We start from the raw sequence: 24,354 nt of genomic DNA on the forward strand, positions 1-24,354 counted from the left end.
ACATCCCTATCACCACGCGCTCTCCTCGGTGAGGAAATGGGGCGGCACGGTCGATGATTTCATCGCGGTGCATACATGGTTCGATGTTATCCGGACAATCAAGCTGTTTTTGTTCTCCCGACCGGGGTTTGTCGTGGTTGTCCATAGGAGGGCCCCCGCCGCCCGCGTAGCGCGGATACGCGCGCAGCGGAGCGGGCGGCGGGGAGGTACCTGTGGGCTACCGCGACATTTTCCGTGCCGCTTCGACCGTCTGCCCGACCTCTTGTGCCGCGTCTGTGACTGGCTCGCCCAGTTCGACGAGAAGCTGTTCGATGCGGGAAGCTATTCCTGAATGCCGTTCGATTTCTCGTGTCCAACCGCGGCAACGCGCGTCTTCCGTCAGATTGAGTTCGAGGCGATGGCGCGCTCGCAGCCTCGGCGCATAAGATCGGGTGGTGACGAATTTGGCGCAGTTCAGATAGAGGTCGCATTCGCAGGGACCTTCTTCCGGCAGTCGGAGACAATGGCCGAGTTCGAGCTCGGTCTTCAGGAAGTTGCACTTCAGCCAATCGACCGTGCTTTGCGGCAGGCGCTGATTGCGGATGATCTCGGCCGCGGGTCCGGCGATCGGCGCATCAGGTTTCAACACGGCCTGATAGTCCGCGAGCACGGCTTCATCGCTGACTCGGATATAGACCATCGACATGTGCGGGCTTTGATGCCCCAGCACGTCCATGATCGTCTGCATCCGCGCACCGCCTTCGGCGAGTTCCGTGCCGACCGTATGGCGGAAGCGATGTGCCGAGATGAGATTCTGCCCTTTTCCATCGACCAGACCGAGTCGGTGAGAGATGTCTTTGAGTGGATAATTGAACAGGTAGTCGGGCGAGATCGCGACACCGCGGCGGTAGAAGAGCAACTTGACGTATTGGCCGGTTCTGGCATCCGGGACCGGGCGTTCGTCCGACTGTGCGCGCAGGTCGATGACCTTGCGAAGAGCTTCAGCAGCCTCAGGGTGAAGCGGCACGAGCCGTTCCCTGTAGGTCTTTCCCGCCGGAATGCGCAGCCGTGGCGTTCCGTCCGGATAGGCGTCCAGACAGTCGACGGGCAACCTTGCGATCTCTGTCCGACGGGCGCCGGACCATCGCGCGATCAGAATCGCGGCGCGCTGGAAATCGCATGGAAGCTTGCGGACCTCTTCCATGAGCGGGCCAAGCTGTTCGGCCGGGATATACCGAGGCAAGCGCTGCGGAAGGCGGGGAAGATCGCGGGTGTTCAGAACTGGTCGCGTCGGGAAATCCGGCCATTCCCAGGCCGCCCCCTCGCTGAGGAATTGCGCGACATGAAGTGCACGGGATCTTTGGGCGGTAATCGACAATCGACGCTTGGTTCTGGCGCCGACTTGGCTCCTAAGATCGATCAGGAAGGCGGTCATTACCTCGGACGTGACATTTGCGAACTTCTCGATCTTTGGATCGTGGCGAACCAGGAAGTCGACAAAGCGGCGGAGCGACACGGCGCAGTGGTCGACCGTCACCCTGGAAAGGCTGGTGCGCTTGATCTCCAGCCAGCGCTCGATGAAAACACCCATATCCGGCCTCGGATAGACATAAGGCCTGCGCTTGTCGGCGGTCATTCGCGGTCGCGCGATGCCGTTGCCGAGGTGGTGCAGTACAAGCTGTGTCTGTCGGACATAGCGGTGCCAGAAATGGGCGGTCGCCTTGGCCTTCTGCGGGTCGTAGCCATGGAAGCGCTTCATCAGGGAAGACGCCGCATATGCAGAAATTGCATCGTTCAACAGGTCAAGGTCATCGGAGGTGATAAGTTCAGGCGAACGTATGCCGGCATGAAGCGCGATGCGGGAAACCACCCAGATGGTCGACCCCTGTGGCGTCGTCTGGTGATACCCCATCGCTTTCTGGCGCTTGCGGAGATCCGGAATGCCCAGATCGATGCCCAGGTGATTTGCGAGTTGGGCGGCATACATGGGCGAAATCGACAGGAGGAACCCATAGTCGAGGCGCAGGCGGTCCGTGAAGGCGAGGTAGTAGAGATATTGCCGCGCCCAGAACGAGGCGGGGTGTTCAGGTGTGAAGGCGGACGTTCCGTGAAGTCGGCCCAGCCGAACCTCAAGCGGTTGTTCGCACCAAAGAGCGAGATCGGGAAAAGCGGCGACGAACTCTCGACGTTGAGCGATATACCGGTTCTTCATATTGCGGGTCATGTCGAGGCCCGCGAGGAATGCGCGGTATTCCTCCTCCTCGCTATGCGACGGCGCGATGTCGGTCGGAAACGTCATCAGGGCTTTCGGGAAGGGGTCTATCATGGCTTCAGTCCCATGGCACGGCTGTACTCGGCGAGCACTGTGGCGTCGGACACGCGTGTGTAGATGCGTGTCGATTCCGGCGACGCATGCCCGAGCCGGCGCTGCAGGGTCAGCTCTCGCATGCCGGCTTCCCACATGCGGGTGGCGTGGGTATGTCGCATCGCATGCGGTGTGACGCCGGGCGATTTGACCCCGGCGCGTTCCGCCGCTCGCGCGAAGGCTTTTGCCAACGCGGCATAGGACAAGGGCTCAGACCGCCTCGTGCCGTTTCCTCCGACGAGAAAGATGAACGGTGTCTCTGTCTCGCGGGGACGGTCACGCATGACATAGGCGCTGATGGTATCCAGGGCCTGCCCGTCATGGAGGTCGACGACACGCTCGACGCGCGACTTTCCGCGTGCCCCTTTCGGGTGGTCAGCGCGACATCGAACGGTCACGCGCCGCCGCCCATAGGCGATATCCTCGAGATGCAGACTGAGCGCTTCGCCTGGCCTCAGCCCACCGTGCAGCATCAGCAGCACAAGGGCGCGATCGCGTAGGTTGGTCAGCTCGGCGAGTAGACGTTCGATTTGGTCGTCGCTCAACGGGCGAGGCAGGCGGTGAACGCTGCGGACACGGATCACGCGCACACTCGCTGAGCGACGGGAAATGCCTTCAAAGAACGGTCTGTGCCGATCAGTGACCGCAGGCTTGTTGATACTCTTGCTGACCCGCATCGGGTTCGGCGGGGTCAGCGTCCCTGCGATGATCGCCCAGTCGCAGAAAGACGACATTGCCGCCAGCGCTCGATTGACCGTTGCCGGTGACAGCCGATCCGGGCCAGCCGAGGTTGCGCCCCGGCCGGGGCGCATATCGATCCGGTCATGCAGGTAAGCGATCAGATCGACGGCGTTCGAAATGTTGAAGCCCTGCCACTCGAGCCCTCGGGCTTCAAAGAACTCCCACACGCGCCGCAGGTCGTAGGCGTAGGAGCGAATGGTGTTCGGGGATGAGCCCCTAGCGTCAAGATAACGGAGGAAATCGTGAATCGGTTCGACGGAATTACCCGCATCGTCGCGGACAAAATAGCGAGGGACAGTCCCCTCTGGAGTTCTGGTGACTTGCATAATCGGTCCTCGGAAAAAGGTGAAAACTTCAGCCTTGGAGGTGAAATCGCAAGTGTCCAGATAATCGACCAGAGCAAGGAGATCACAGCCGACTTTCGGCACCGGGCGCTGCGCCACCATGCCGAGGGCATCTTCATGGCCGAGACTATCTTCGGCCAGACCCTCACGCTCTCGACCGGACGCATCATCCCGACCCGGTGGGTCGGCGAGCAGCATATTAAGGAAGACCTTGGCTTCATCCCGAGCTTTGCAGACTGGGTGAAGGCCATCCGGCCCGAGCCCTGGATGGGCCGGACCACGCGGATCGAGTCGTTGGTCGACCCGCATCTCGCCTCGCCCGTGGTCGAGGTCACCTGAGATGACCGATCCGGCCTATCAGCGCCTCGGCCTGCCCGCGACGGCCTCGTCCTATGCCGTCCTGCGCGCAGCGGTTCGGGCGCTCCACCCCGACACGCGCGCGGTTCGAGGCTTCCGGACGGCGCGCAGGCGCTTCTACCGGCAGATGCTCCGCGCGCATGCAGCGCGACAGGCGGCGGACGACCAGCCATCCGGCTGATCGCCGTCAACCACCGTTTCACCCCGACACAGCACCCGGCCACTCGGCTGGGTCTTTCCCATTCAGGAGGTCCCCATGGCGGATTACTTCACCCATTTCTCATGCCTGATCGACGTCGGCACCCCCGACAAGGCCGTCCGCGCGCTCGCGCTGTTTCAGGAACTCCGCGACGCGGATCAGGACGCCGACGACCCGGAGGTCGCGGGCTTCGATCTCGTTCGCCAGGACGCGCCCGAGGGTGGCACGCTCTGGATCCATGACGACGACCACGGCGATGTCGAAGCCGTCATCCGCTTCGTGCTGCGCCTTGCCGAAGATCTCGACCTTACCGGCCTCTGGGGCTTCCAGTACGCCCTGACCTGCTCCCGGCCCCGCCTCGACGCCTTTGGTGGCGGCGCGCATGTTATCGATCTCGGCGCGCGCAAATCCGTCGATTGGACCAGCAGCCAGGAATGGCTGGCCGCCGCGCTGAACGGGGAGGACGTCGATGCCTGAGGTCATCTGCACTACCGTCTACCAGTTCCCCGAACTCTCCGATGCGGCCAAGGAAAAGGCGCGCAGCTGGTATCGCGAGCTAGGCCCCCACGACGATTGGTGGGACGCGGTCTATGACGATTTCGAGCGGGTCTGCGAAATCCTCGGCATCCGTCTGAAGACCACACCCGTCCGCCTGATGGGCGGCGGGACGCGCGCCAAGCCCTGCATCTGGTTCTCCGGCTTTTGGAGCCAAGGCGACGGCGCTTGCTTCGAGGGTTACTGGTCCCACGCGAAGGGCGCTGCCGCGCGCATCCGGGACTATGCCCCGACGGACGCGACGCTGCATGGCATCGCGGATCGGTTGCAGACCATTCAGCGGCGGAACTTCTACCAGCTCGCGGCAGCGGTCAGCCATCGCGGGCGCTACTACCACGAACACACCATGTCGGTGGACGTCACGCGCGACAGCCCGACCTGGCAGCCGCCGACCGAGGACGCGGAGGAGATCGTGACCGAGGCGCTGCGCGATCTGGCCCGCTGGCTCTACCAACAGCTTGAGGCGGAATACGACCACCTCACCTCGGACGAGTCCATCGAGGAGGGGATCATCGTGAACGAGTATACGTTCACGGAAGCCGGGCGGCGGTTCGGGTGAGGTCTATCGGGCGATCGATTTGACGAGCGCTACCAAGGGGTCAAAGTCGTGCTGATCAGCCGCCCGCAAGGCTGCGATATAGGCCGTGCGGTGGTCACTGTCGGCATTCAGCGTGCCGTCGCCGGACCAGTCGAGGAAGATGTCTGGTTCGAACTTTGCCAAGTAGGCGTCTGCCATGATCCGCGCCCAACGTCCGTTGCCGTTGGCGAAGGGATGGATCCAGACCAGACGGTGATGCAGGCGTGCCGTGGCTTCCAGCGGGTCAAAGCTCTTGTGGTCGCGCCAGTACCGGGCGTCATCAAGGCAGGTGCGCAACTCGGTCGAGATGTGCCAAACCGGCACGCCGATGTTCTTCTCGGTCAGGCGGTAGACGCCCGCCCAATCCCAGACCTCGCCGAAGAGGCGCCTGTGGATCTCGCGGACGGCAGCATCGGTCAGGAGTTCGAACGACTTGGGGCGTCGGTCGAGCCAGGTCAGACCGGCGATGATGTTCTCGCCTTCGAGTTCGTTCAACTCGCCGCGGGTCGCGATGTGCTTGGCCTTGAGGCCAAGCAACTCGTCCGGCGTAAGGGGTGTCGCCCCAGCGGGTTCATGAAGCTCCAGCGTCATTGCCAGAAGTCCCGACGGCCTTCGCGCATGATGTCGGCTGCTAGTTCCTCCACCATCTCGGCCTCGCTCCGCAGCCCCTCGCTCTGCTCTTCCAGTGCCATGTGTGCGCGCGTGCGTTTGATGATGCGCCGGGCTTTCGCGCGCGCTTGGGCCAGGACGATCTCCTCGACCGGGCCCTCGCGCGGGACGATGGCATAGACGAGACGTCCACCCATGGCCTCGGCAATCTTCTCGAGCTGGTTCAGCGAGATCGTTCCCGCCTGCTCGTTCTTGATCGATGCGTAAATCGTGTTGCGCGAGACACCGAGGCGTTCCGCGAGGGCGGGCGCGTTCATCCCGATCGCCTCCTGGAACGCGGCGATCCAGCCGCCGACAGGCTTTGCAAGCGACTTCGCCAGGCTGGCAGCTTGGTTGACGCGGTCTTGGGCCTGACGTTGCTTCGCGCGAGTGACGGACATTTGCCTACCTGAGAGTTTGCATTCGTGCATAATACGCAATTCTATAGTATGGCAGGTATCCTAGTTTGGCAACATCAGAGATGTGCAGTAAGTCTTATTCTGCCCTATCACCGATTGGCAAGCACAATGGTTGTGCCAAGCTGGGATGTGGCACAAGGTTTGCCATGATCACGTCCCCGGCACTGTTCGCCCTGAACAGCACTCTCACGGGTCCCCGTACACGTCGTCATCCGCTTTGTGCGGCGCCCTGCGGTGGGTAGGGCGCAGTCATGGTGTGTGAACTTGAAAAGCTCTATTGATAACAACAGTCTGTGGTTGCCGGATACTGAGAATGGACATATCGCGCGAGGAGCTTTTTGCGCTCACTTGGGAGAAGCCGACCGTGGAGGTCGCGCGTGAAATGGGCATCTCGGACGTTGCCGTTGCCAAGCTCTGTGCGCGCCTTCAAGTGCCGAAACCGCCCCGGGGATATTGGGCGCGCGTTGAGGCAGGCCAAGCGCCACGGCGTCCTTCGCTTCGCGCATTTCGCGAGGAAATCGAGGAGCGCCGCAAAGCCCTCGCGCGACCGCGTCCGCGTCCGGGCGCCGTCAGTCTGTCGCCAATTCAGCGTAAGTTCGTCGATCAGGCGCTTCTGGAGTTCGTGGCGAAGGGAGGCGACCTTGGGACCACAAAGGTCGTGTCCAACCAGATCAGGGACATACCTCCTGACATCGCCACACAGCTGCTGCTCCTCATCCAGAACCGCTACCTCGTCTGGGTGAAGAATGGCGATGTCGATGTCGCGTTGAGCCATGGCGTCAGGCAAAGTCTTGCGGGTCTCGTTGACAAGATCCTTCCGGTGGCAAAGCCACAGGTTCTTGTGCTGCCTCGCGCTGACCGCAGCTTCGATGAGGACCGGAGGGAACCGTCCATCCTGATCCGACTGACAGCACATCTGCAGGAGCGGATAGCCCAGCTGGCGACGTTGGTGCGGGATCAGAAGCTTGCGCATGTCGTCATGCCGCTCGTCACGCTCGATCATGCCTGGTCTGCGCATCATGTCTATTCTTCGGAAACCTACATGACAGCCCTCAGTCAGCTCTGCGTGTCGGCAACTGAACTCTGGGTGGATTGCACCATGACCGCACCGCATTACCGCGGCGCTGATACCGAGACCTTCAAGACCGAGAAGGTCGCCTTGCGGGACATTATGCCGATCGACTTGATGCCATCGGAGGAAGTGGAGATCCCGCCACCGATTGGCCGCGTGCGGATCAAACAGCATTGGCCCCGTCTACGGGCCCTTATCGAGGCCGAACGTGTGCATGAGATGTTGGAGCGCAGCACCTATGCCTTGGAGCGGGATATCCCGGACGACCAGATCGCCATCGCGGATCGCATCTGGTTCGGGGGAGAGCGTCCGATGCTGAATGCGCGCAGGGCATGGGAGCGCTTGTCCGACGAGATGGAGCGTTGGGGAGAAGAGATCGAGGCCGAACGAGCGGATTTGTGCTGCTCCATTCTGGGTATCGCTTTGGGTGATGTCCTGATTCAATCACACAAGGGCCAGATCACGCGCATTCGAGTCTCTCGGACGAGCATGAACATCACCGAGAACCGATCCTTCTTCATCGTTGAAGGGCCACGGTTTCGGAAGGATGGCACGGCCGGCAAGCGCACCGAGACCATCTGGATCGACTTCTGAAGGGAACGCGGCCCCGCTGATCCGGGATCACTTGTTCCCGTCGATCCACTTCGACATCAGCCCCTTGTCGCGGATGCATTCGTCTGGACCGGCGCGCCGTTTGATCCGGGCGAGTTTCTAAGCGAAGGCCACCTGCTTGGACGTGGGCAGCCGGTCCATGTCCGATACCGGCTTCAGCTGGGCCTGAGCCTCGATCCAAGCACTCAAAGATCGCCGGTCTTGCTGAACCTCATGAGGAAGGAGCGTCCGGTTTCGCAAGGCGAGCGACCGCGCATAGGCGATCTGCTTGGGCGTTACGGGCAGGGCGTGCGTGGTGATTTCCATGGTGAAACCCCATTTCTAGCTTGGTTTTGAAGATAGAACATAAAAGGAACAAAATCAAGCCGAGCGTCTGGGGTGCGTCGGTTCGAGAGGAAGAGAGTGGCTGGGAAAGATCAGGCCTGAGGGTGCCCGAGAGAGGGTGTCCGGGGCTGTCCCTGTCCCTCATTCCGGAGTTTCCCGATGACCTACCTGGCCCCTGTTGCACCTCCCCTTCCTGTTTCCTCCACCGCTCCCGCTCCCGCGATCCTCGCGGTGGCCGAAGCGCTGCAGCCCGATTTGGCGCAGGGCTTCCAGATCGACGCGCTGCGTCTGCGGCTTGAGATGGAGCGCGCCTTTGGCGGCTCTGACGCCGATGGCGCCTGGGACTGGAAGCTCGCCTATGAGGCGGGCGAGGTGGCGCTGATCCTCTTTCTGCGAAAGTTCGGTCGGGCGCTGCTTGCGCGTGCCGGCTCGCCTGAGGGGCTGTTGCCGATCCTCGCCAAGGTGGCAGGCCTCTTGCCCACGCACACCCGGCGGTCGGAAGAGATGGAGCGGTTCCAGCAATTCTCGACGCCGCTGCCCATGGGGCTCGCGGCCTTGGCGGCAGCGCAGATCACCCCGCGTGACATCGTCCTCGAGCCTTCCGCCGGGACCGGGCTTCTCGCGATCCTCGCCGAGCTCGCGGGCGGAAGTCTCGCGCTGAACGAACTGGCCGACACGCGCGCCGATCTTCTGCGCCACCTTTTTCCTAGGCTCCCCGTCACCACCTTCGACGCTGCGCAGATCGACGACCATCTGGACGCTGGCGTCCGCCCGAGCGTCGTCCTGATGAACCCGCCCTTCTCGGCCGTGGCCAATGTCGATGGCCGGACGACCGAGTCGACAGCGCGGCACTTGCGCTCGGCGATTGCGCGGCTGGCGCCTGGGGGACGGCTCGTGGCCATCACCGGAGCCGGATTCGCACCGGATGAGCCTACCTGGGCCGACACCTTCGGCCGTCTGACCGAGACGGCGCATCTCGTCTTCACCGGCGCGGTCTCGGGCGCGGCTTTCGCCAAACATGGCACCAGTTTCGAGACGCGGATTTCTGTCTTCGATAAATGCCGTGTCGTCGAGCCGGGCGGCACCACCGCTGACCTGCGACAACCCACGTCTCCGGACGTGGCACATCTGATGTCCCGGATCACCGCAGAGGTTCCGCCGCGCCTCGAACTGGAACAGGTCGCAAATGCGGGTCTGGGCCACTCTTCCCTCTTCCCGGGAAGAGGGAAGAGTGGCCCCACCACACGCAAACCCGTCAGCCGATCGCGCGCGACCTCTGCGGTTCAACCGGCGAAACCTGAAGCGCCGATCGAGGTCGAGGAACTGGACTACGCACTTCGCGACGCCGCCGAGGAAGAAGATGCCGCATGTCTTTCGGATGCGATCTACGAGACCTTCCGGCTGCAGGCGATCGAAATTCCCGGAGCGGAACCGCACCCGACCAAGCTTGTGCAATCTGCGGCCATGGCTTCGGTCGCGCCCCCAAAACCCAGCTACCGGCCCAAGCTTCCAGACGCCATCCTGCGCGATGGCCTTCTGTCCGACGCGCAGCTTGAGACCGTGATCTACGCGGGCGAGGCGCATGGCGCTTATCTCGCGGGGTCTTGGACCGTCGATGAGACCGGCGACATGGTCTCGGCCGCGCCGGACGATGCCGCTGACGCCGTCCGTTTCCGCCGCGGCTTCTTCCTTGGCGACGGCACCGGGGCGGGCAAGGGCCGCCAGTCGGCCGGGATTGTGCTCGACAACTGGGCCCAGGGTCGGCGCAAAGCGCTCTGGATCTCGAAGAGCGACAAGCTTCTCGAGGACGCTCAGCGCGACTGGTCTGCCCTTGGCCAGGAGCGGCTGCTGGTCACGCCGCTGTCGCGTTTTGCACAAGGCCGCGACATCCCGCTGAGCGAGGGCATTCTGTTCACCACCTATGCCACGCTGCGCTCCGAGGAGCGGGGCGCAAAAAAGTCCCGCGTCGATCAGATCGTCGACTGGCTGGGGGCCGACTTCGACGGGGTGATCCTGTTCGACGAAAGCCATGCCATGGCGAATGCCGCAGGAAGCAAGGGCGAGCGCGGCGATGTCACGGCCTCGCAGCAGGGCAGGGCGGGCCTGCGCCTGCAGCACAAACTTCCGAATGCCCGCGTGGTCTATGTCTCGGCCACGGGCGCAACGACCGTCCACAACCTCGCTTATGCGCAGCGTCTCGGTCTCTGGGGCGGGGAGGATTTCCCCTTCCAGACCCGGTCGGAATTCGTGGAAGCCATCGAGGCTGGCGGTGTAGCGGCGATGGAGGTTCTGGCCCGCGACCTCCGGGCGCTCGGCCTCTATACGGCGCGATCGCTCTCTTACGACGGTGTCCAATACGAGATGCTGGAACACGCGCTCAGCCTCGAGCAGCGCGACATCTACGATGCCTATGCCGGGGCCTTCGCCATCATTCACAACAACCTGACCGCTGCGTTGGAGGCGGCGAACATCTCCGGCGCGGCCGACGGGCCGAGCGGGTCGGGCACGCTGAACCGTCAGGCGAAATCCGCTGCGCGCTCGGCTTTCGAGTCCGCCAAGCAGCGCTTCTTCGGCCATTTGCTCACTTCGATGAAGACCCCCACGCTGATCGCATCCATCGATGCCGATCTGGCTGCGGGTCATGCGGCGGTCATCCAGATCGTCTCGACGGGTGAGGCGCTGATGGAACGCCGCCTGTCGGAGATCCCAACCGACGAATGGAAGGATATCCGTTGTGACATCACACCCCGGGAATACGTTCTGGACTACCTCGCCCATTCCTTCCCGGTGCAGCTCTACGAGCCTTTCACCGACAGCGAGGGCAACCTCTCGTCTCGGCCCGTGACACGGGACAGCCAACCGGTCGAATGCCGCGAGGCCGTCCGGCGGCGCGATGCGCTGATCGAGAAACTGGCCTCGCTGCCGCCCGTCCCCGGGGCGCTCGACCAGATTGTCCAGCGTTTCGGCACCGATCTCGTGGCCGAAGTCACGGGCCGCTCGCGGCGCATCGTGCGCAAGGGCGAAGGGCATTCGGCACGGCTCGTGGTGGAGAACCGCGCCGGAGCCGCGAACCTCGTAGAAACCCAGGCCTTCATGGATGACGAAAAGCGTATCCTGATCTTCTCGGATGCCGGCGGCACCGGGCGCAGCTATCATGCCGATCTTGGGGTGAAGAACCAGCGCCTGCGCGTCCACTACCTCCTGGAGCCCGGCTGGAAGGCAGATGCCGCGATCCAGGGCCTCGGGCGGACCAACCGCACCAACCAGGCGCAGCCGCCGCTCTTCCGGCCGGTCGCCACCGATGTGAAGGCGGAGAAGCGCTTCCTGTCGACCATCGCGCGGCGTCTCGACACGCTCGGGGCCATCACGCGCGGCCAGCGTCAGACCGGTGGGCAGGGGCTGTTCCGCCCCGAGGATAACCTCGAGTCTCCCTACGCCCGCGACGCACTGCGCCAGCTTTACCGCCGCATCTATCGCGGCGATCTGGCGGGATGTTCGCTCGGGGCCTTCGAGGATGCCACTGGCCTTGAGCTCACCGATGACAACGGGCTGAAGGACGACCTGCCGCCGATCACGACCTTCCTCAATCGCCTGCTGGCGCTGACGATCGACATGCAGGCTGTGCTCTTCTCTGCCTTCGAAGAACTCCTCGACCAGCGGATCGAGGGTGCCATCGCCGCCGGGGTCTACGACCTCGGGCTCGAGACACTCCGTGCCGAGAGCTTTCGGGTGACCGACGCACAGGTCATCTACACCCATCCCGGCTCTGGCGCAGAAACCCAGCTTCTCACCATCGCGGAAAGGCGCCGCAACACGCCGTCTTCCCTCGCGGATGCACTCGACTGGCTGGATGACCCGAAAGCACGCCTGCTGGTCAACAGCCGTTCGGGCCGGGCTGCCGTGCAGGTGCCCGCCACCAGCCTGATGCTGGATGACGGCACTATCGAGCCCCGCCTGCGCCTGATCCGGCCGCTTGATGCCAGCACGGTCCCGGCGAAAATCATGGAAGATACGCGTTGGCTGGAAGCCGACCGCGCAGCCTTCGCTGCCACGTGGACCGCGGAACTGGCTGAGGTGCCGGAGTTCTCGGAGTCCACGCTGCACATCGTGGCAGGTCTACTGCTGCCGATCTGGAAGCAGCTTCCCCAGGATGAAACCCGCGTTTACCGGCTGCAGACCGATGACGGGCAGCGCATCATCGGCCGCCGCGTCTCGCCTGCCTGGGTCGCGACCACGCTGGCCGCCGATGCGCCAAAGCTCTCGGCGGCGCAGGTCCATGCCCTCGTTCTGGAGGGAAAAACTGTCGTGCGCCTGTCCGAAGGGATGGAATTGTACCGCTCGCGCGTCATGGGCGCGAACCGGATCGAACTGTCGGGCTTCTCGGAGGCAGCCAAGGATCGGCTCAAGGCCGATGGCTTCTTCTCGGAGATTATTAGTTGGAAGCTTCGGCTGTTTTGCCCGACCGACGCCGATGGCGTCGCGATACTGGATCGTCTGCTTGCACGTTGTCCTGTCGCAAGTCTACATGATCGCGGAGGCTGTTGACCCATGTATTCCGAGACCGAAGACCTCGTGCGCGATCTGGCAGAAAATGCCGAAGGCGTCTGTCGTGCCTACCTTCCCGCCGGACGGCGGGAAGGATCCTACTGGATCGTGGGTGACCTGCAAAACAATCCTGGCCGCTCGCTCTTCGTGCGGTTGACGGGCCCTGCGTTGGGGCCGGGGGCAGCGGGCAAGTTTACGGATGGGGCCACAGGCGAGCATGGCGATCTCCTGGACATCATCCGCGCCCGGACGGGGATCGCGCGCTTCCCCGACCTTCTCGCCGAGGCCCGAGCGCATCTTGGCCGTCCTCAGCCGGTCGTCCCGGATAGGCAAGAGCCGAGGAAGGCCAAGGCGCCCGGTGGCACTCCTGCGGCGGCGGCGCGCTTGTTTGCTGCCTCGAACCCGATCACAGGCACGCTTGCTGAGACCTACCTCCGTTCCCGAGGCATCACTCAATTCGGGGCGAACGGCGCCTTACGCTTCCACCCGAAGTGCTGGCACCGGGAAGAGGGGCAGACCCGGAGCATCCCCAGACCTGCGATAATCGCGGCGGTCACCGATGGGGCAGGGGCCGTGCAGGGCGTGCATCGCACCTGGCTGGCGCCTGACGGACAAGGGAAGGCGGCAGTGAATCCAAAGCGTCGGGCCATGGGTCACCTCCTCGGCAATGCCGTCAGGCTGACCCCGTATGACGACATCCTCGTTATCGGCGAGGGCATCGAGACCATGCTGTCCCTGTCCGAGGCGGCCCCCGGCCTTCCCGTCTGGGCGGCGCTCTCGTCGGGTCACCTCGGGGCGGTCCTGCTGCCGGAGGGGCTTCAGCGCCTCTACATCGCGATCGACCGCGATCCGGCCGGGCAGCGCGCGGCAGAGAAGTTGAGCGCCAGAGTCTCCGAGGTCGGGGTGCCCGTGCGGGTGCTGGAACCGCGGCTCGGGGATTTCAACGATGATCTTCGGGCGAACGGCAAGGACGCGCTGCGCCAGCATCTGGCGGGTCAGATCGGGCCAGAGGATAAGCATCGCCTGTTGTGCTGAGCTGCATCGCGCAGGGGGGTCTGGGAGTGCGGGGCAGGGGGGCTGCATCCCAGTCGTGGCTCTGGATCGTCGTCCTCACCCCATCCCGGGCCTTGCGCATCCACCCGACACCCGAGCGGCCTTCAAGAGATGGGCAGGCCGTCAAAGCGGTTGCCCCTGCAAGGTCGGCAGGGAACCTATTTCCGCCGGCGGCGAAGCCGCCTTTGCATCGCGAGACAAATAGCTTCCCTGCCGACCTCCTCCACGCTGTTCCGGCCCCGGTGAAGCCGGGGTGAAGGGGCAACCGCCCCGACGGCTCGGGTCTGCCCATGAAGGCCGCGCGGGTTGTCGCGCGGATGAGACATGCCCGGAGGCAAGAAACCGATGACGATCCACACCCACGACGACGCGTATGAACCCGCCCACACTGCATCCCAGACCGCCCATGCGCTCGATGAGCTGCAGCTCTATGGCTACCGTCCTTTTGATGAGCCCGATCCGCGCCCGATGCCCGATGGGCAGCGCCTTGCGGTCGCCGTCGCCGACATCTTCGATGCCCTCGTCGCGAGCCTTGAAGACACCCGCATGGAACCCGACCTCGAAGAGGTGCTCTGGGGCCAGGTCAACCTCTTTCACCGCGCCACGGCGAGGATCGAGCGGTCGCTCGACGAGAACGAGCAGGTGCAGCGCCGCCTTCAGCGCGAGCAGGACGGCTCGGAGGTGAAATCCACCGAACTCGAGCGCCTGACGGCCGAAGGCCTGACCCTCGTCGAACGGCGCAACTGCATGGACATGATGCGCGATCACGCCGCCACCGAGTTCGTCCATCACACGGGATCGACCTGGCGGCCCCGCACCGGCTCGATGGTGAACCGCCAGCACATGACCGCAGCACTGATCGACAGCCGCGACTTCCTGGCCGCCAAGCGCCGCGCCGAGACCGAGGTAATGCTTCCCGCAGGCCCCAAGGTCGCCCTCACCGGCGGGACCGATTTCAACGATCACCGCCTGATCTGGGGCAAGCTCGACCAGGTCCGGACCAAGTATCCCGACATGGTCCTCCTGCACGGCGGAAGCCCCAAGGGCGCAGAGCTCATCGCCGCCAAATGGGCCGAAGCCCGGGGCGTGACGCAGGTGGCCTTCAAGCCCGACTGGACCAAACACGCCAAAGCCGCGCCCTTCAAGCGCAACGATGCGATGCTGGATGTGCTCCCGGTCGGGGTCCTCGTCTTCCCCGGGACCGGTATTCAGGAAAACCTCGCCGATAAAGCCAAGAAGCTGGGCATCCCGGTCATGAAGTTCGAGAAGGGGGCGTGAGCCCCCTCTTTCCTTTCGGGATAGAACATTGTGGAAACACGAACATACACTTGGTATTGTTGCTGTAGACAAGGTGACCGCAAAATGTTCGATGAATTGCAGCAATTGGAGGTGTTTCCGACGGCAGTCGATCTCAAGCGGATCGACCCGTCTCTCAACATGCGGCGCTTCTATCGAATGAGCGTTCAGCCAGACTTGTTTGGCGGCGCATGCCTGGTGCGGGAATGGGGTCGGATCGGTTACCGTGGCCAGATGCTGGTCGAACAGCATGAAGACGAGGGCAGGGCGGTCAACGCTTTGATGAAGCTGTCGGCGACGAAGAAGCGGCGAGGGTATCGGTTGTTTTCCGATGGTATCGATCAGACTATCACAGAGCGCAAGACCCAGACGACGCGCAACATCGCAGTAATTGAATAGCTGCCTATTAGCCCGGATTGCGAAATGGGGAACGAACACGAATGACAACCGAATGGGAGTGGATCGTACCCTTCAAGGGACGAAACCATTCAGGGTCCGTCGAACAGAACTTTCTCTGCAGAGCAGGTAATGTCTACGTGATGGACAATCATCGTGCAGCCCTCTGGTGCTGGCTGCAGGAACTCGATCTCACCGCACCCCATTCCCTCATACACATTGACCGTCATCCCGACGCACTTCAGAGCCGTTTGGACGAGTGGCTTAAGCATTTGCCAAGTTGGGCGACTGGGATCGACGCTTATCTCGGAAAGACCTACCGGAGCGACGACTTCGATTGCCCTGTCATCCGCTGGGACAACTATCTCTCCATCTACCTGCGGGAGTTCGGGGACAGCCTCACGACCTTCCGATGCCTAACCCATGAAGACGGGGACTCACCAAACTTCGGTCATCCAATGTACAGTTCGCCATGGGAACTACCCGAGAATCTCTCGTATTGGCTTGCCGAACGGGAAGCGCCATGTATCGTCAACATCGACCTGGACTACTTCTACTGTCAGTTTGAGACCGACATTCGCATGATGGTCTCCGATGACTACATTGACGCCGTCGCCACAGGCCTCAAGGATGCGATGGATCGTGGCACCATCGGAGTCCTGACACTTTGCCTGACGCCGGATAGCTACACACCGGGCTGGACGGCGACCGAGACTCTGGCTGCCCGGATTTTGGCGCGGCTGGATCTGGCTTTCCAGCTTCCGAATGTTGTCGAACCCACATAGCGAGAAAGATATCTCCCGCCAGAGTTTATCGAGCCCCCAGCCCTTTGATACCCTAGTGCAATGAGCCGCATCGACCCCGCCAACTTCCGACAAGACCGCGTTTTCGACAGATACGTCTGCAGAAAGTGTTTTGGCGACGAAGATCTCAAGGACATCATCCGGAACGATGGGGGTCCCGGCAGGTGCAACTATTGCCGCGCGCGTCGACGGAAGGTTTTGCCCCTTGAAGAGATCGCGGAGTTCATCGAAGGCCGGATGCGAACATTCTATGGCGCCGCAGTCGATCAGTTGCCCTACAATTCCCGTGAAGGTGGTTACCTGGGGTCGCATTGGGATACACAAGAGCTGCTTTTCGACGAGATTGGTCTGGCTATCGAAGCTCGGGATCACGACCGGCTGATGGACGATCTGCTCGGCGAGATCGAGGATGATGTCTGGTGCGAGTACGACTGGCTTTCCCTCGAATTCGACGACAGCATGGCGTTTAGCTGGCGCGATTTCCGGCGTATCACGATGTCGGAGCGAAGGTTCTTTTTTCACTCTGTCGGCGCAACTGATGTGTCTCACCCTGATGAACGCTCTGCTGGCATGTTTCTTGTCGAACTTGCAGAGCTCATCGAAGAACTGGGATTGGTGCGCTCGGTGCCTGTTGGGCAATCCTACTATCGCGTGCGGAACCAGACCGTTCCGCCATTCGAACCTACGGCTGCCGCCCTTGGCCCGCCACCCGCCCGCATCTGTCTACAGTCAAACCGAATGAACCCGCCGGGGATCCCCATGTTCTACGGGGCTGAAGATGCGCCTTCCGCAATCGCCGAGGCCCGAGCAGACGAGCCTGTTCTTGCGCGCTTCCAAACCGAGATGCCGATCACCCTGGTCGACCTTGCCGAGCTTCCACGGATTCCTGGGTTCTTTTCGAGTGCGCCTCGGTGGGTTCGTCAGGGCCTGTCGTTTCTGCACCAACTGACTCGCGAGATGGCGGAGCCGGTCGAGCAGGACAATCGTGTAAATGTCGAATACATCCCGACCCAGATCGTCACCGAGTTCTTCAGAGACTGGTCATACTCTGCAGGGAAACCCCACGGCATCCGCTACGTTTCGGCTTTGGGGTCTACGGCCGCCAATGTCGTGCTCTTTGCCGGCCCTGAAAACGTCGTTGATGCCGATGCGTCCGAAGATGGTGCTTGGCTGCGGCTTGTCGAGGTCGAATATCCCTGACCTGTCCTTCCTGCTCCTCAGGAGATGGAGGTTTCTTGGCGGCACTGGATCCGCGTCGTAACCATCCGGTGTAACGCCATGCCGCCGCTATCGCACCCGACGCAGCAGGTTATCGATGAGCTGATTTGGCAAGAAGACAGCCTTGTCGTCCCGCCAAAGCGTCAATGCCGTCTCAAGCAACTTGGGGTCGCAAAGGCTGTCCCTCAGTAGTTGGTCGATCACCCATAGAACGCCATGCGCGGCGATCCCGTTGTCCACGGCCACGCGCCGCAGCAAACGGTCTCCGGTGAGCAGAATAGCTTCCGCGTGCACCTGTGCCGTCACGAGGCAGAAGCAATCGTTCGCCGACAGACGCCCGTGCCGTTTCTTGATGTCGAATGCCTGGCCAACTTGGGCAGGCGGCAGGTCATACGTCGCCGTGCCGCTTCCGTCGAGGAGCGCCCATTCCTGAGGTGTGAAATCCAGGATCTCGCTCGCGCGCACGGGAAGCGGTACGATGAACTCGTGGGGTAGGGTGCACAGGACGTGCAACAACCGACCCTTCCGAAGATCGATCAAGCAGCTGGCATCGTTGACGATCACGCGGGCCACGAGACGGACTATCCCCTGATGTTCTCTTCAACGGTGGACAGCGAGAGGTGCAGCATCTGAGCGGCGCGTACTGGCGAGATCAATTCCTCACCGAGCGCTCGCCAAACCAGACGCTCAAACCGTTGCGGATGTTCGAATGCGCCGAACCCTTCGTCATCCCGTATCTCGTCCGGTTCGCTGGTGCGCCAGCGCCGTGCGTAGGTCCGAAACGCGTAGTCGATCATTGACTGGGGTAAGATGCCAACCTGTCCGAGGCGCATCAACATCGCGGCGGCCGACACGCCATAGAGCCGCTTCAGTCGCATGATCTCCATATAGGTCATGCCGCTGCGCGAGGGACCGGCCTCTTCAATCAGGTGATCGGTCGGTATCAGGAACGCCCCGGCAAAGCGGTTCATCGCCTTCTCGAGCTTGATCGCCGAGTTTCCGGTCGCCCGAATGACACGGTGCGCCAGTTCATGGGCCAGATTGAACCGCCTGCGCTCGACATTGGTGCGGCTTGAAACCACGACGACATCGGTGGCGCTTCGACCCTCGCTGCGTCGCACCTCGCAGGCCAGCCCATCGAAGCGCTCGGCGAAATCGGCTTCGATGACCTTGATGCCCTTGTCCTCGAGCAGCCGCGACATGCTGGGAATTGGATCGTTTCCGAGCTTCCAATGCCTTCGCAGCTCTCGTGCCAACAGGTCCAACTCTTCGTAGCTCTCGACGACATCCCTAACCAGATCGCCGAACGGGTCATCCGGCGGTGCGATCTCCAGGATATCTTCGATGGCCAGGTAGTCTTCCAGCCTCTCTATGACGATGGCTTCCGCATGGGCGCGATCCCTCGCGGAGGTGCTGGAATGCTTGCGGAATTCGACGCCGACAAGCTCTTCGACCTGCCCTCCCATCAGGAAATCGAGCGACACGCCCAATGCCTTGCTCAGACCGACGAGCACCAAGGAGGACGGGTTCATCTTGTCCGCCTCGTATTTGCTGATGGCCTGTGCGGTGATCCTTGGCGAGGTGCGGTCCGCAAGGCCCTGCATCGACAAGCCCGCCTTCTTGCGGGCCAGTCGCAACCGTTGTCCGAACATGGCCTACTCCCCTGAGAACGTCGGTTGATAAACGACATTTCTTGCTGTATATATCAACACAAGATTGACGCATCGTCAAGAAAAAAAGGCACTTGGAGATCAAAATGACCAAGAAGAATCAGCATGTTGTTCCCCACAAGGACGGTTGGGCCGTGAAAGGCGCCGGCAATGCGAAGGCAACGGCCATCCACCCGACACAGCAATCCGCGATCACCCAGGCGCGTGACATCGCCCGCAATCAGGGCTCGGAAATGTTCATCCACGGAACCAACGGTCGCATCCGTGAGCGCAACACCTACGGCAAAGACCCCTACCCCCCGGAAGGCTAAGTGAACCATGAGACGTATCCTGTGCATCGATGGCGGTGGCATCAAAGGCACCCAACCCGCGGCCTTTCTGGCGGGCTTGGAGGAAGACCTTGATGAACCGGTTGGCCGCTACTTCGATTTGATTGCGGGAACGTCAACCGGGGGCATTCTCGCGATCGGCCTTGCCCTCGGCATCCCGGCCAAAACTCTCCTCGAACTCTACGAAAATCGCGGGCCGACGATCTTTGGGCAAGCCGGAGACAGGAGCTGGCTCGGACGAAAGGCCCGGGATGCGCGTGCGGCCTTGCGCCATCTGGTCAAGCCGAAGCACGAGGCATCGACGCTTCGGGACGAGCTCCGTGCCGTCCTCGGTGACAAGCTCATCGGCGAAGCGGAGACCCGGTTGCTGATCCCGGCCTGGGATGCCGATCAGCGCAGCGTCTACATCTACAAGACGTCGCATCATCCGCGGCTCACCAAGGATTACAGGAAGCCGGTCCTCGACGCCGCGATGGCGACGTCGGCCGCTCCAACCTATTTCGCGCGCCATAAGACGGTGGATGATGTCGGGCTTCTCGATGGCGGCACCTGGTGCAACAATCCGGTGGGCGTCGCGACCGTTGAAGCGATCTCGATGCTCGGCTGGTCTCCGCAGGAATTGCACATCCTGAGCCTCGGCTGTGTCGACGAGGTCTACATGCTGCCAGAATCCCCCGGAAAAGCCGGCCTAGGGTTGAAGGCCCTCAGCCTTCTCATGGACGGGCAATCCCGCGGAGCGCTCGGCATTGCCCGTCATCTGACAGGCGATCCGCACGACCGGACGGCTGTTCACCGGTATTCGCCGAGCGTGCCGGACGGATTCTTTTCCCTCGACGACACCAGCAAGATCCAGAGGCTCAAGGGGCTTGGCGCCTCCAGCGCCCGGCACGCGAGCCCCACCCTGACCCCCATCTTCTTCCAGCAACCTGCCGAGCCGTTCGTGCCCGTGCATCAACTCGAACGGAACGCGGCATGAACCAGATCTTCTCGCACCCCCTCACCGATACCGCCATTCAGCGGCGGGCGCAGGTCTTCACGATCCTCGAAGAAATCTGCCAGGAGCTGGAATGGACCCAGACCCAGTTCGAGAAGGCCCGAACCAGCTACGAGGCGGTCGCGGACTGGTTGGCCGGATCGAACGACCCGATGCTTGCTTCTCTCCGCGTCTACCTGCACGGCTCCGGCGCACTCGGCACCTCGATCAAACCGATCGGACGCGACGAATTCGATGTCGACCTGATCAGCTTCATCCTCGGCCTTGGCCCGGAGATCGCACCAGCACGCCTGAAGGCTGCAATCGGCAAGCGCTTGCGCGAACATGCCTACTACGCATCGATCCTGGAAGAAAAGAAGCGCTGCTGGCGCCTGAACTACGCCGGCGACTTTCACCTCGACATCTCCCCGACCATTGCCAATCCGAACTGCATGAACGGCGGTGAGCTGGTGCCCGATCGCAAGCTGCGAGACTGGCATGCTACGAATCCTCGGGCCTATCGGGCCCTCTTCGACGAACGGGCGGCCCTGGTTCCGAGGATGACGCAGTCGATCATCGCGGCACAGCGCGATGCGACGACGACAGAGCCTTTCCCGGTACGTCAGTCCGTCAAGGGTATTCTGCGGCGGACCGTGCAGCTCCTGAAGCGTCACCGGGATCTGGAATTCCTGCATGTTCAGGAAGAAATCGCGCCGATCTCGATCATCATCACGACCCTGGCCATGCGATCCTATGAGATGTGCGTCAGGCGCCACGTTTTCGCCGACGACCTCCAGGTGTTGATCGATACGATCCGCCTGATGCCGGTCTTCATCGAGCGACCGCTGGTCAATGGCCGTCAGATCTACGCGGTCTGGGACGAGACCACCGGAGGTGAAAACTTTGCCGAGCGTTGGAATGAAGAACCCGCGCGGGTCGCAGCCTTCTACAAGTGGCACAGCAAGGCGCTAGCGGATTTCGAATCCCTACGTGACCTCGTTGGCCTCGACGCGATTGTAGGCTCCATGAAGGACAGCCTGGGTGACAAACTTGTTGCCCAGACCATGAACCGGCGGATGGGTGCGCTGAACGAGGGGCGAAAGACGGGGGCACTCGTGCTTGGTGCGGGTGTTGGCCTGACCACCCAAAAGTCGGCCGCTTCGACGCCCGTTCCCAAGAACGAGTTTTTCGGGGACTAGGCGCGATGGCGGGATCGACCACGAGAAACCGACTGTCACTGCCTCAGCAGTACCTGTTCCTTCAGAGGTCGAAGACGATCTCCGGCGAAGGTGTGCTCCGGCCCGGCCGTTTGGAGTGGCGATTTCGGGCGCAACCGACGCCGCTTTCCCGGTCATATCAAGTCACGCTTGTCCTGGAGAGGGACGGGACGCCGGATGTTCGGGTCGTAGAACCTGACTTGAGGTTGGTCGCCGGTGGACGCGACCTGCCGCATATCTACCACAACCCGGATCGGCTCTGTCTCTATCTGCCCGGGACCGGGCAATGGGACGCCAGCAAGCGTCTGGACCTCACCATCATCCCCTGGACCCACCTCTGGCTGATCTATTTCGAGGAATGGCTCGTGTCGGATGACTGGAAAGGCGGGGGAAAACACCCTGGAGAGGATGACCCAGACGAGGGCAACCGCGCGTTGCGCCGCAGCTTGCGCCGTATGCGTTGAGTTTCATATGATCATTGTTCTAGGGTCGGTTCGGAGATGCCCTGGATAGGGGTCGCTAGAGTTGGTAGAGGCGGGAGATCAGGCCGAGGCCAGTTTCTCGATCAAAGGGGACACCGAATGTATTCGGGTCGAAGTCTGTCAGCCCGTTCACCCTCTCCACATAGGCCCTGAGGTCAGCTTTCAGTGGCTCGGTAACCTCGATGGGCTGATCGGTCGGGAGAAGTTGAAGCAACCGGAACACATCGTTCCGGTGCTTCCTGATATCGCTTCCCTTGGCATTCGCGTCGCCATCATCCTTTCGCTGAGACAGGTCGACGAATGCTCTGGCCTTGAATGGGATGAGCAGGCGTTCATCGAGAACCAGAACACCGTCGATAGCGCGACGGCTCTCGAGGAGTGCCTCGTAGTAGTCCGTGTCCAACAGGATCGCGGAAAGGCTCAGGGTTTCGTCCGAAAACTCCACCACCGTCAGCCCTGCGTCCTCCGGGATTTCCAGCGCTTCGGGCTTTCGCGCAAAGAGCTCGAGCATCGCTGGATACGATGGGTCGGTCGGCTTGTGGAACCTGTAGAACTCCCGGCGGCCATTGCTGCGTTCGCGCGCCTGGTAACCACCGCCATCCAGAAAGGCCTTCAGGGACTGTGCGAAGGGCGGATCCACCACCTCTACGCAGAGAACCATGTCGATGTCGTTGGTCTGGCGGAAATCGATGCCGACCTCCTCGAAAATCATCGAACATGCAGTGCCGCCGATAACCGCATAATGGTCGGCATGGTCCGCGAAATGCTCTCGAAACTTGTCCAGACCGACTACCATGCGAACTCCTCCAACAATTGTTCCGCGGCGGCTTCCAGCCGCTCGTCTGGGTTATTGCGGAACTGCAGGTAGAGCGACAGCACATCGACCTCACGCGCACCTGAAACGATATCGGGGTCGTACCACCAAACGTCGATCGCGAAGTTCGGCTCCTCGTCCTGTTCGACCTCTTTCCCAAACTCGCCACTTTGAATCCGTTTCCAATCCTTTGGCCCGGCAGCAAAACGTATGATGCGGGGCCTGGACATTGTCGATCGCTCCGAGAGTGCACTTTCGCCACCGGTTGGCAGGTACTCAGGCAATGGGCTGCCGTGGAAGCCCTTCGGCAGGGAGGGTGCCCGAAACCAATGTTCGGCTTTGACCGGCGAGCGCAGTCTTGAAGCCGCGGCTTCAAACAATTCTCGAGGAGCTTCGGAGAACTGGATATGCTTGCTGCGCCCTCGCGTTTCCACATGCGCTAGCTCGCTGGCCTCCAGCTCTTCGAAGGCGCGCCCGATCGACATAGCCGAGTATCGCAAGATTTCCGCGAGATCGCTCGGTCGCGCGTTCTCCACGTCCCTGAGGTTCAGGTATCGCAAGAAGAGCGCTTGTGATGCCGGCGAAAGCTGGTCCTCCGCAAAATCACGTCTTCGCCGAAAATGCTCCCGGAGGTCCATGGCAAGCTGCGGGATGAACAGTTGATTGCCCGGGACAATAAAGGCCGCGGACTCCTCGATGAGCCGGCTGCGTTGATAGGCGGATAGGTGGTCCAGGACCAATACGAGGATTCCCTCAAAGTGGCGTTGGATAGCTCCAAGCTGTTTGGAAAGACCTGAAGGATTCTTGGCGTCCTCTGACTTCGGGACGACGAGCAAGATCGCATGCCCGAAGAGCTCCGTTTGTCGGTATTCGAACCCATTGGCAAGAAAGAGCGGCAACCCTCTCTTGCTCCCCCAAGCCTTCAGGCTGGCTGGCACATGAAGCGTTGTACGCAGGTGAGACTGCGCATCCTTGATGAGGCTCCGGGAGGATTTCTGATCTACTTCTAACATGAATTTGGAAGCTAACATTTGTAGCGTTAGTATTCAAGTAAGGCGTTATCTTATTCGCCGCGAACTGTGATCGAAATGGAGGAATTCCGAACTTCTCGAGAAGTCTGGCCCGCAAGAAAATTTACATAAAACGGATTATCGGCAAAATCGGTGACGCCAGGGTCACTTGAATTTGGGTCTTCACGCGCTGCCAGCCGCAATCCAGCCCGGCCCTTCGAACTCCACCAGTGCGATGAGCAGAAATTCGGCTTTGCCGCCATGGCGAAACACGATCGCTCCCATTGCTCACTCTCGTTGGGTAAGCAGCTGGATCATGATCGGCATTATTGGTTCTGATATCAACGATTGCAGCA

The 24,354-nt window shown here is 61.9% G+C and carries 22 protein-coding genes and 3 pseudogenes; 16 read left to right on the top strand and 9 right to left on the bottom strand.

Features of this window, described 5'->3' with window-relative positions:
- Positions 1-100, top strand: a pseudogene (locus tag IF204_RS20335) (DUF6915 family protein); the annotation flags it as partial.
- A gap of 117 nt (positions 101-217) precedes the next feature.
- Here the strand turns inward: IF204_RS20335 and IF204_RS17185 are convergent.
- Positions 218-2,305, bottom strand: coding sequence for a tyrosine-type recombinase/integrase (locus IF204_RS17185; RefSeq protein ID WP_106406201.1), 2,088 nt, complete (start codon positions 2,303-2,305; stop codon positions 218-220).
- On the bottom strand, positions 2,302-3,411 hold the full coding sequence (locus IF204_RS17190) for a tyrosine-type recombinase/integrase (protein ID WP_068246004.1): 1,110 nt from the start codon (positions 3,409-3,411) through the stop codon (positions 2,302-2,304). Before IF204_RS17190 ends, IF204_RS17185 begins: the two co-directional genes overlap by 4 nt.
- Here IF204_RS17190 and IF204_RS17195 point away from each other — a divergent pair.
- The 4 genes from IF204_RS17195 to IF204_RS17210 all read left to right on the top strand — a co-directional run bounded on the left by IF204_RS17195 (position 3,406) and on the right by IF204_RS17210 (position 5,099).
- Positions 3,406-3,768: a DUF6915 family protein gene (locus IF204_RS17195; protein ID WP_407658946.1), complete on the top strand. Its 363-nt coding sequence runs from the start codon at positions 3,406-3,408 to the stop codon at positions 3,766-3,768. The two genes, IF204_RS17190 and IF204_RS17195, sit on opposite strands and share 6 nt — an antisense overlap.
- A 1-nt stretch (position 3,769) precedes the next feature.
- Positions 3,770-3,967, top strand: a complete 198-nt coding sequence (locus IF204_RS17200) for a hypothetical protein (RefSeq protein WP_194098411.1) — start codon at positions 3,770-3,772, stop codon at positions 3,965-3,967.
- A gap of 75 nt (positions 3,968-4,042) precedes the next feature.
- Positions 4,043-4,462 (top strand): hypothetical protein, encoded by a 420-nt coding sequence (locus tag IF204_RS17205; protein ID WP_194098412.1) that lies wholly within the window; start codon positions 4,043-4,045, stop codon positions 4,460-4,462.
- Positions 4,455-5,099, top strand: a complete 645-nt coding sequence (locus IF204_RS17210; RefSeq protein WP_194098413.1) for an antitoxin of toxin-antitoxin stability system — start codon at positions 4,455-4,457, stop codon at positions 5,097-5,099. The genes IF204_RS17205 and IF204_RS17210 overlap by 8 nt, the downstream gene beginning before the upstream one ends.
- Positions 5,100-5,102: 3 nt before the next feature.
- Here the strand turns inward: IF204_RS17210 and IF204_RS17215 are convergent, their stop codons facing one another.
- Positions 5,103-5,708 (bottom strand): mobile mystery protein B, encoded by a 606-nt coding sequence (locus IF204_RS17215; RefSeq protein ID WP_194098414.1) that lies wholly within the window; start codon positions 5,706-5,708, stop codon positions 5,103-5,105.
- A complete protein-coding gene (locus IF204_RS17220; protein WP_194098415.1) occupies positions 5,705-6,166 on the bottom strand; it encodes a helix-turn-helix domain-containing protein in 462 nt (153 codons plus the stop codon). The genes IF204_RS17215 and IF204_RS17220 overlap by 4 nt, the downstream gene beginning before the upstream one ends.
- Before the next feature lie 331 nt (positions 6,167-6,497).
- On the opposite strand from IF204_RS17220, the gene IF204_RS17225 reads away from it, so the two are divergent.
- A complete protein-coding gene (locus IF204_RS17225; RefSeq protein ID WP_194098416.1) occupies positions 6,498-7,850 on the top strand; it encodes a hypothetical protein in 1,353 nt (450 codons plus the stop codon).
- 27 nt (positions 7,851-7,877) lie between these two features.
- On the opposite strand, the pseudogene IF204_RS17230 reads toward IF204_RS17225, so the two are convergent.
- Positions 7,878-8,174: pseudogene (locus tag IF204_RS17230) on the bottom strand (hypothetical protein).
- 177 nt (positions 8,175-8,351) lie between these two features.
- Between IF204_RS17230 and IF204_RS17235 the strand changes: the two are divergent.
- The 6 genes and pseudogenes from IF204_RS17235 (at position 8,352) to IF204_RS17260 (ending at position 17,485) form a co-directional block, all read left to right on the top strand.
- Entirely contained in the window at positions 8,352-12,737 is a 4,386-nt protein-coding gene (locus tag IF204_RS17235) for a bifunctional class I SAM-dependent methyltransferase/DEAD/DEAH box helicase (RefSeq protein WP_194098417.1), read from the top strand.
- A 3-nt stretch (positions 12,738-12,740) separates the two neighbouring features.
- Positions 12,741-13,772, top strand: a complete 1,032-nt coding sequence (locus IF204_RS17240) for a DUF7146 domain-containing protein (protein ID WP_194098418.1) — start codon at positions 12,741-12,743, stop codon at positions 13,770-13,772.
- Between the two features lie 363 nt (positions 13,773-14,135).
- Positions 14,136-15,068 (top strand): DUF2493 domain-containing protein, encoded by a 933-nt coding sequence (locus IF204_RS17245; protein ID WP_194098419.1) that lies wholly within the window; start codon positions 14,136-14,138, stop codon positions 15,066-15,068.
- A gap of 84 nt (positions 15,069-15,152) precedes the next feature.
- A pseudogene (locus IF204_RS17250) lies at positions 15,153-15,407 on the top strand (WGR domain-containing protein); the annotation flags it as partial.
- Positions 15,408-15,526: 119 nt separating this feature from the next.
- Positions 15,527-16,267 carry a peptide arginase family protein gene (locus IF204_RS17255; protein WP_194098420.1) on the top strand — a complete coding sequence of 247 codons (741 nt, stop codon included), beginning with the start codon at positions 15,527-15,529 and terminating at the stop codon, positions 16,265-16,267.
- 60 nt (positions 16,268-16,327) lie between these two features.
- Positions 16,328-17,485, top strand: coding sequence for a HEPN-associated N-terminal domain-containing protein (locus IF204_RS17260; protein WP_194098421.1), 1,158 nt, complete (start codon positions 16,328-16,330; stop codon positions 17,483-17,485).
- An 87-nt stretch (positions 17,486-17,572) separates the two neighbouring features.
- Here the strand turns inward: IF204_RS17260 and IF204_RS17265 are convergent, their stop codons facing one another.
- Together IF204_RS17265 and IF204_RS17270 are read right to left on the bottom strand one after the other, a co-directional pair.
- Positions 17,573-18,076: a PIN domain-containing protein gene (locus IF204_RS17265; protein ID WP_194098422.1), complete on the bottom strand. Its 504-nt coding sequence runs from the start codon at positions 18,074-18,076 to the stop codon at positions 17,573-17,575.
- 8 nt (positions 18,077-18,084) lie between these two features.
- Complete coding sequence (locus tag IF204_RS17270; RefSeq protein WP_194098423.1) at positions 18,085-19,155, bottom strand: helix-turn-helix domain-containing protein; 1,071 nt, start codon at positions 19,153-19,155, stop codon at positions 18,085-18,087.
- 104 nt (positions 19,156-19,259) lie between these two features.
- Between IF204_RS17270 and IF204_RS17275 the strand changes: the two genes are divergently transcribed.
- The 4 genes from IF204_RS17275 (at position 19,260) to IF204_RS20125 (ending at position 22,156) form a co-directional block, all read left to right on the top strand.
- The gene (locus IF204_RS17275) at positions 19,260-19,484 is read left to right on the top strand and encodes a DUF2188 domain-containing protein (protein ID WP_194098424.1); all 225 of its coding nucleotides are present in this window, start codon (positions 19,260-19,262) and stop codon (positions 19,482-19,484) included.
- Positions 19,485-19,491: 7 nt separating this feature from the next.
- On the top strand, positions 19,492-20,478 hold the full coding sequence (locus tag IF204_RS17280) for a CBASS cGAMP-activated phospholipase (protein WP_194098425.1): 987 nt from the start codon (positions 19,492-19,494) through the stop codon (positions 20,476-20,478).
- Positions 20,475-21,674: a nucleotidyltransferase domain-containing protein gene (locus tag IF204_RS17285; RefSeq protein ID WP_194098426.1), complete on the top strand. Its 1,200-nt coding sequence runs from the start codon at positions 20,475-20,477 to the stop codon at positions 21,672-21,674. The genes IF204_RS17280 and IF204_RS17285 overlap by 4 nt, the downstream gene beginning before the upstream one ends.
- A 218-nt stretch (positions 21,675-21,892) precedes the next feature.
- Positions 21,893-22,156 carry a hypothetical protein gene (locus IF204_RS20125; RefSeq protein ID WP_228069584.1) on the top strand — a complete coding sequence of 88 codons (264 nt, stop codon included), beginning with the start codon at positions 21,893-21,895 and terminating at the stop codon, positions 22,154-22,156.
- A gap of 55 nt (positions 22,157-22,211) precedes the next feature.
- On the opposite strand, the gene IF204_RS17295 is transcribed toward IF204_RS20125, so the two are convergent.
- Positions 22,212-22,970 (bottom strand): hypothetical protein, encoded by a 759-nt coding sequence (locus tag IF204_RS17295; RefSeq protein WP_194098428.1) that lies wholly within the window; start codon positions 22,968-22,970, stop codon positions 22,212-22,214.
- A complete protein-coding gene (locus IF204_RS17300; RefSeq protein WP_194098429.1) occupies positions 22,964-24,019 on the bottom strand; it encodes a hypothetical protein in 1,056 nt (351 codons plus the stop codon). Before IF204_RS17300 ends, IF204_RS17295 begins: the two co-directional genes overlap by 7 nt.
- Between the last annotated feature and the right edge of the window lie 335 nt (positions 24,020-24,354).

This window comes from Marivivens aquimaris, assembly GCF_015220045.1.
Lineage (GTDB): Bacteria > Pseudomonadota > Alphaproteobacteria > Rhodobacterales > Rhodobacteraceae > Marivivens > Marivivens aquimaris.

What these genes read in the sequence shown, in the direction of transcription:
- IF204_RS17185 (WP_106406201.1), bottom strand. Translation starts at nt 2,305, where the DNA reads ATGATAGACCCCTTCCCGAAAGCCCTGATGACGTTTCCGACCGACATC.
- IF204_RS17190 (WP_068246004.1), bottom strand. Translation starts at nt 3,411, where the DNA reads ATGCAAGTCACCAGAACTCCAGAGGGGACTGTCCCTCGCTATTTTGTC.
- IF204_RS17200 (WP_194098411.1), top strand. Translation starts at nt 3,770, where the DNA reads ATGACCGATCCGGCCTATCAGCGCCTCGGCCTGCCCGCGACGGCCTCG.
- IF204_RS17205 (WP_194098412.1), top strand. Translation starts at nt 4,043, where the DNA reads ATGGCGGATTACTTCACCCATTTCTCATGCCTGATCGACGTCGGCACC.
- IF204_RS17210 (WP_194098413.1), top strand. Translation starts at nt 4,455, where the DNA reads ATGCCTGAGGTCATCTGCACTACCGTCTACCAGTTCCCCGAACTCTCC.
- IF204_RS17215 (WP_194098414.1), bottom strand. Translation starts at nt 5,708, where the DNA reads ATGACGCTGGAGCTTCATGAACCCGCTGGGGCGACACCCCTTACGCCG.
- IF204_RS17220 (WP_194098415.1), bottom strand. Translation starts at nt 6,166, where the DNA reads ATGTCCGTCACTCGCGCGAAGCAACGTCAGGCCCAAGACCGCGTCAAC.
- IF204_RS17225 (WP_194098416.1), top strand. Translation starts at nt 6,498, where the DNA reads ATGGACATATCGCGCGAGGAGCTTTTTGCGCTCACTTGGGAGAAGCCG.
- IF204_RS17235 (WP_194098417.1), top strand. Translation starts at nt 8,352, where the DNA reads ATGACCTACCTGGCCCCTGTTGCACCTCCCCTTCCTGTTTCCTCCACC.
- IF204_RS17240 (WP_194098418.1), top strand. Translation starts at nt 12,741, where the DNA reads ATGTATTCCGAGACCGAAGACCTCGTGCGCGATCTGGCAGAAAATGCC.
- IF204_RS17245 (WP_194098419.1), top strand. Translation starts at nt 14,136, where the DNA reads ATGACGATCCACACCCACGACGACGCGTATGAACCCGCCCACACTGCA.
- IF204_RS17255 (WP_194098420.1), top strand. Translation starts at nt 15,527, where the DNA reads ATGACAACCGAATGGGAGTGGATCGTACCCTTCAAGGGACGAAACCAT.
- IF204_RS17260 (WP_194098421.1), top strand. Translation starts at nt 16,328, where the DNA reads ATGAGCCGCATCGACCCCGCCAACTTCCGACAAGACCGCGTTTTCGAC.
- IF204_RS17270 (WP_194098423.1), bottom strand. Translation starts at nt 19,155, where the DNA reads ATGTTCGGACAACGGTTGCGACTGGCCCGCAAGAAGGCGGGCTTGTCG.
- IF204_RS17275 (WP_194098424.1), top strand. Translation starts at nt 19,260, where the DNA reads ATGACCAAGAAGAATCAGCATGTTGTTCCCCACAAGGACGGTTGGGCC.
- IF204_RS17280 (WP_194098425.1), top strand. Translation starts at nt 19,492, where the DNA reads ATGAGACGTATCCTGTGCATCGATGGCGGTGGCATCAAAGGCACCCAA.
- IF204_RS17285 (WP_194098426.1), top strand. Translation starts at nt 20,475, where the DNA reads ATGAACCAGATCTTCTCGCACCCCCTCACCGATACCGCCATTCAGCGG.
- IF204_RS17295 (WP_194098428.1), bottom strand. Translation starts at nt 22,970, where the DNA reads ATGGTAGTCGGTCTGGACAAGTTTCGAGAGCATTTCGCGGACCATGCC.
- IF204_RS17300 (WP_194098429.1), bottom strand. Translation starts at nt 24,019, where the DNA reads ATGTTAGCTTCCAAATTCATGTTAGAAGTAGATCAGAAATCCTCCCGG.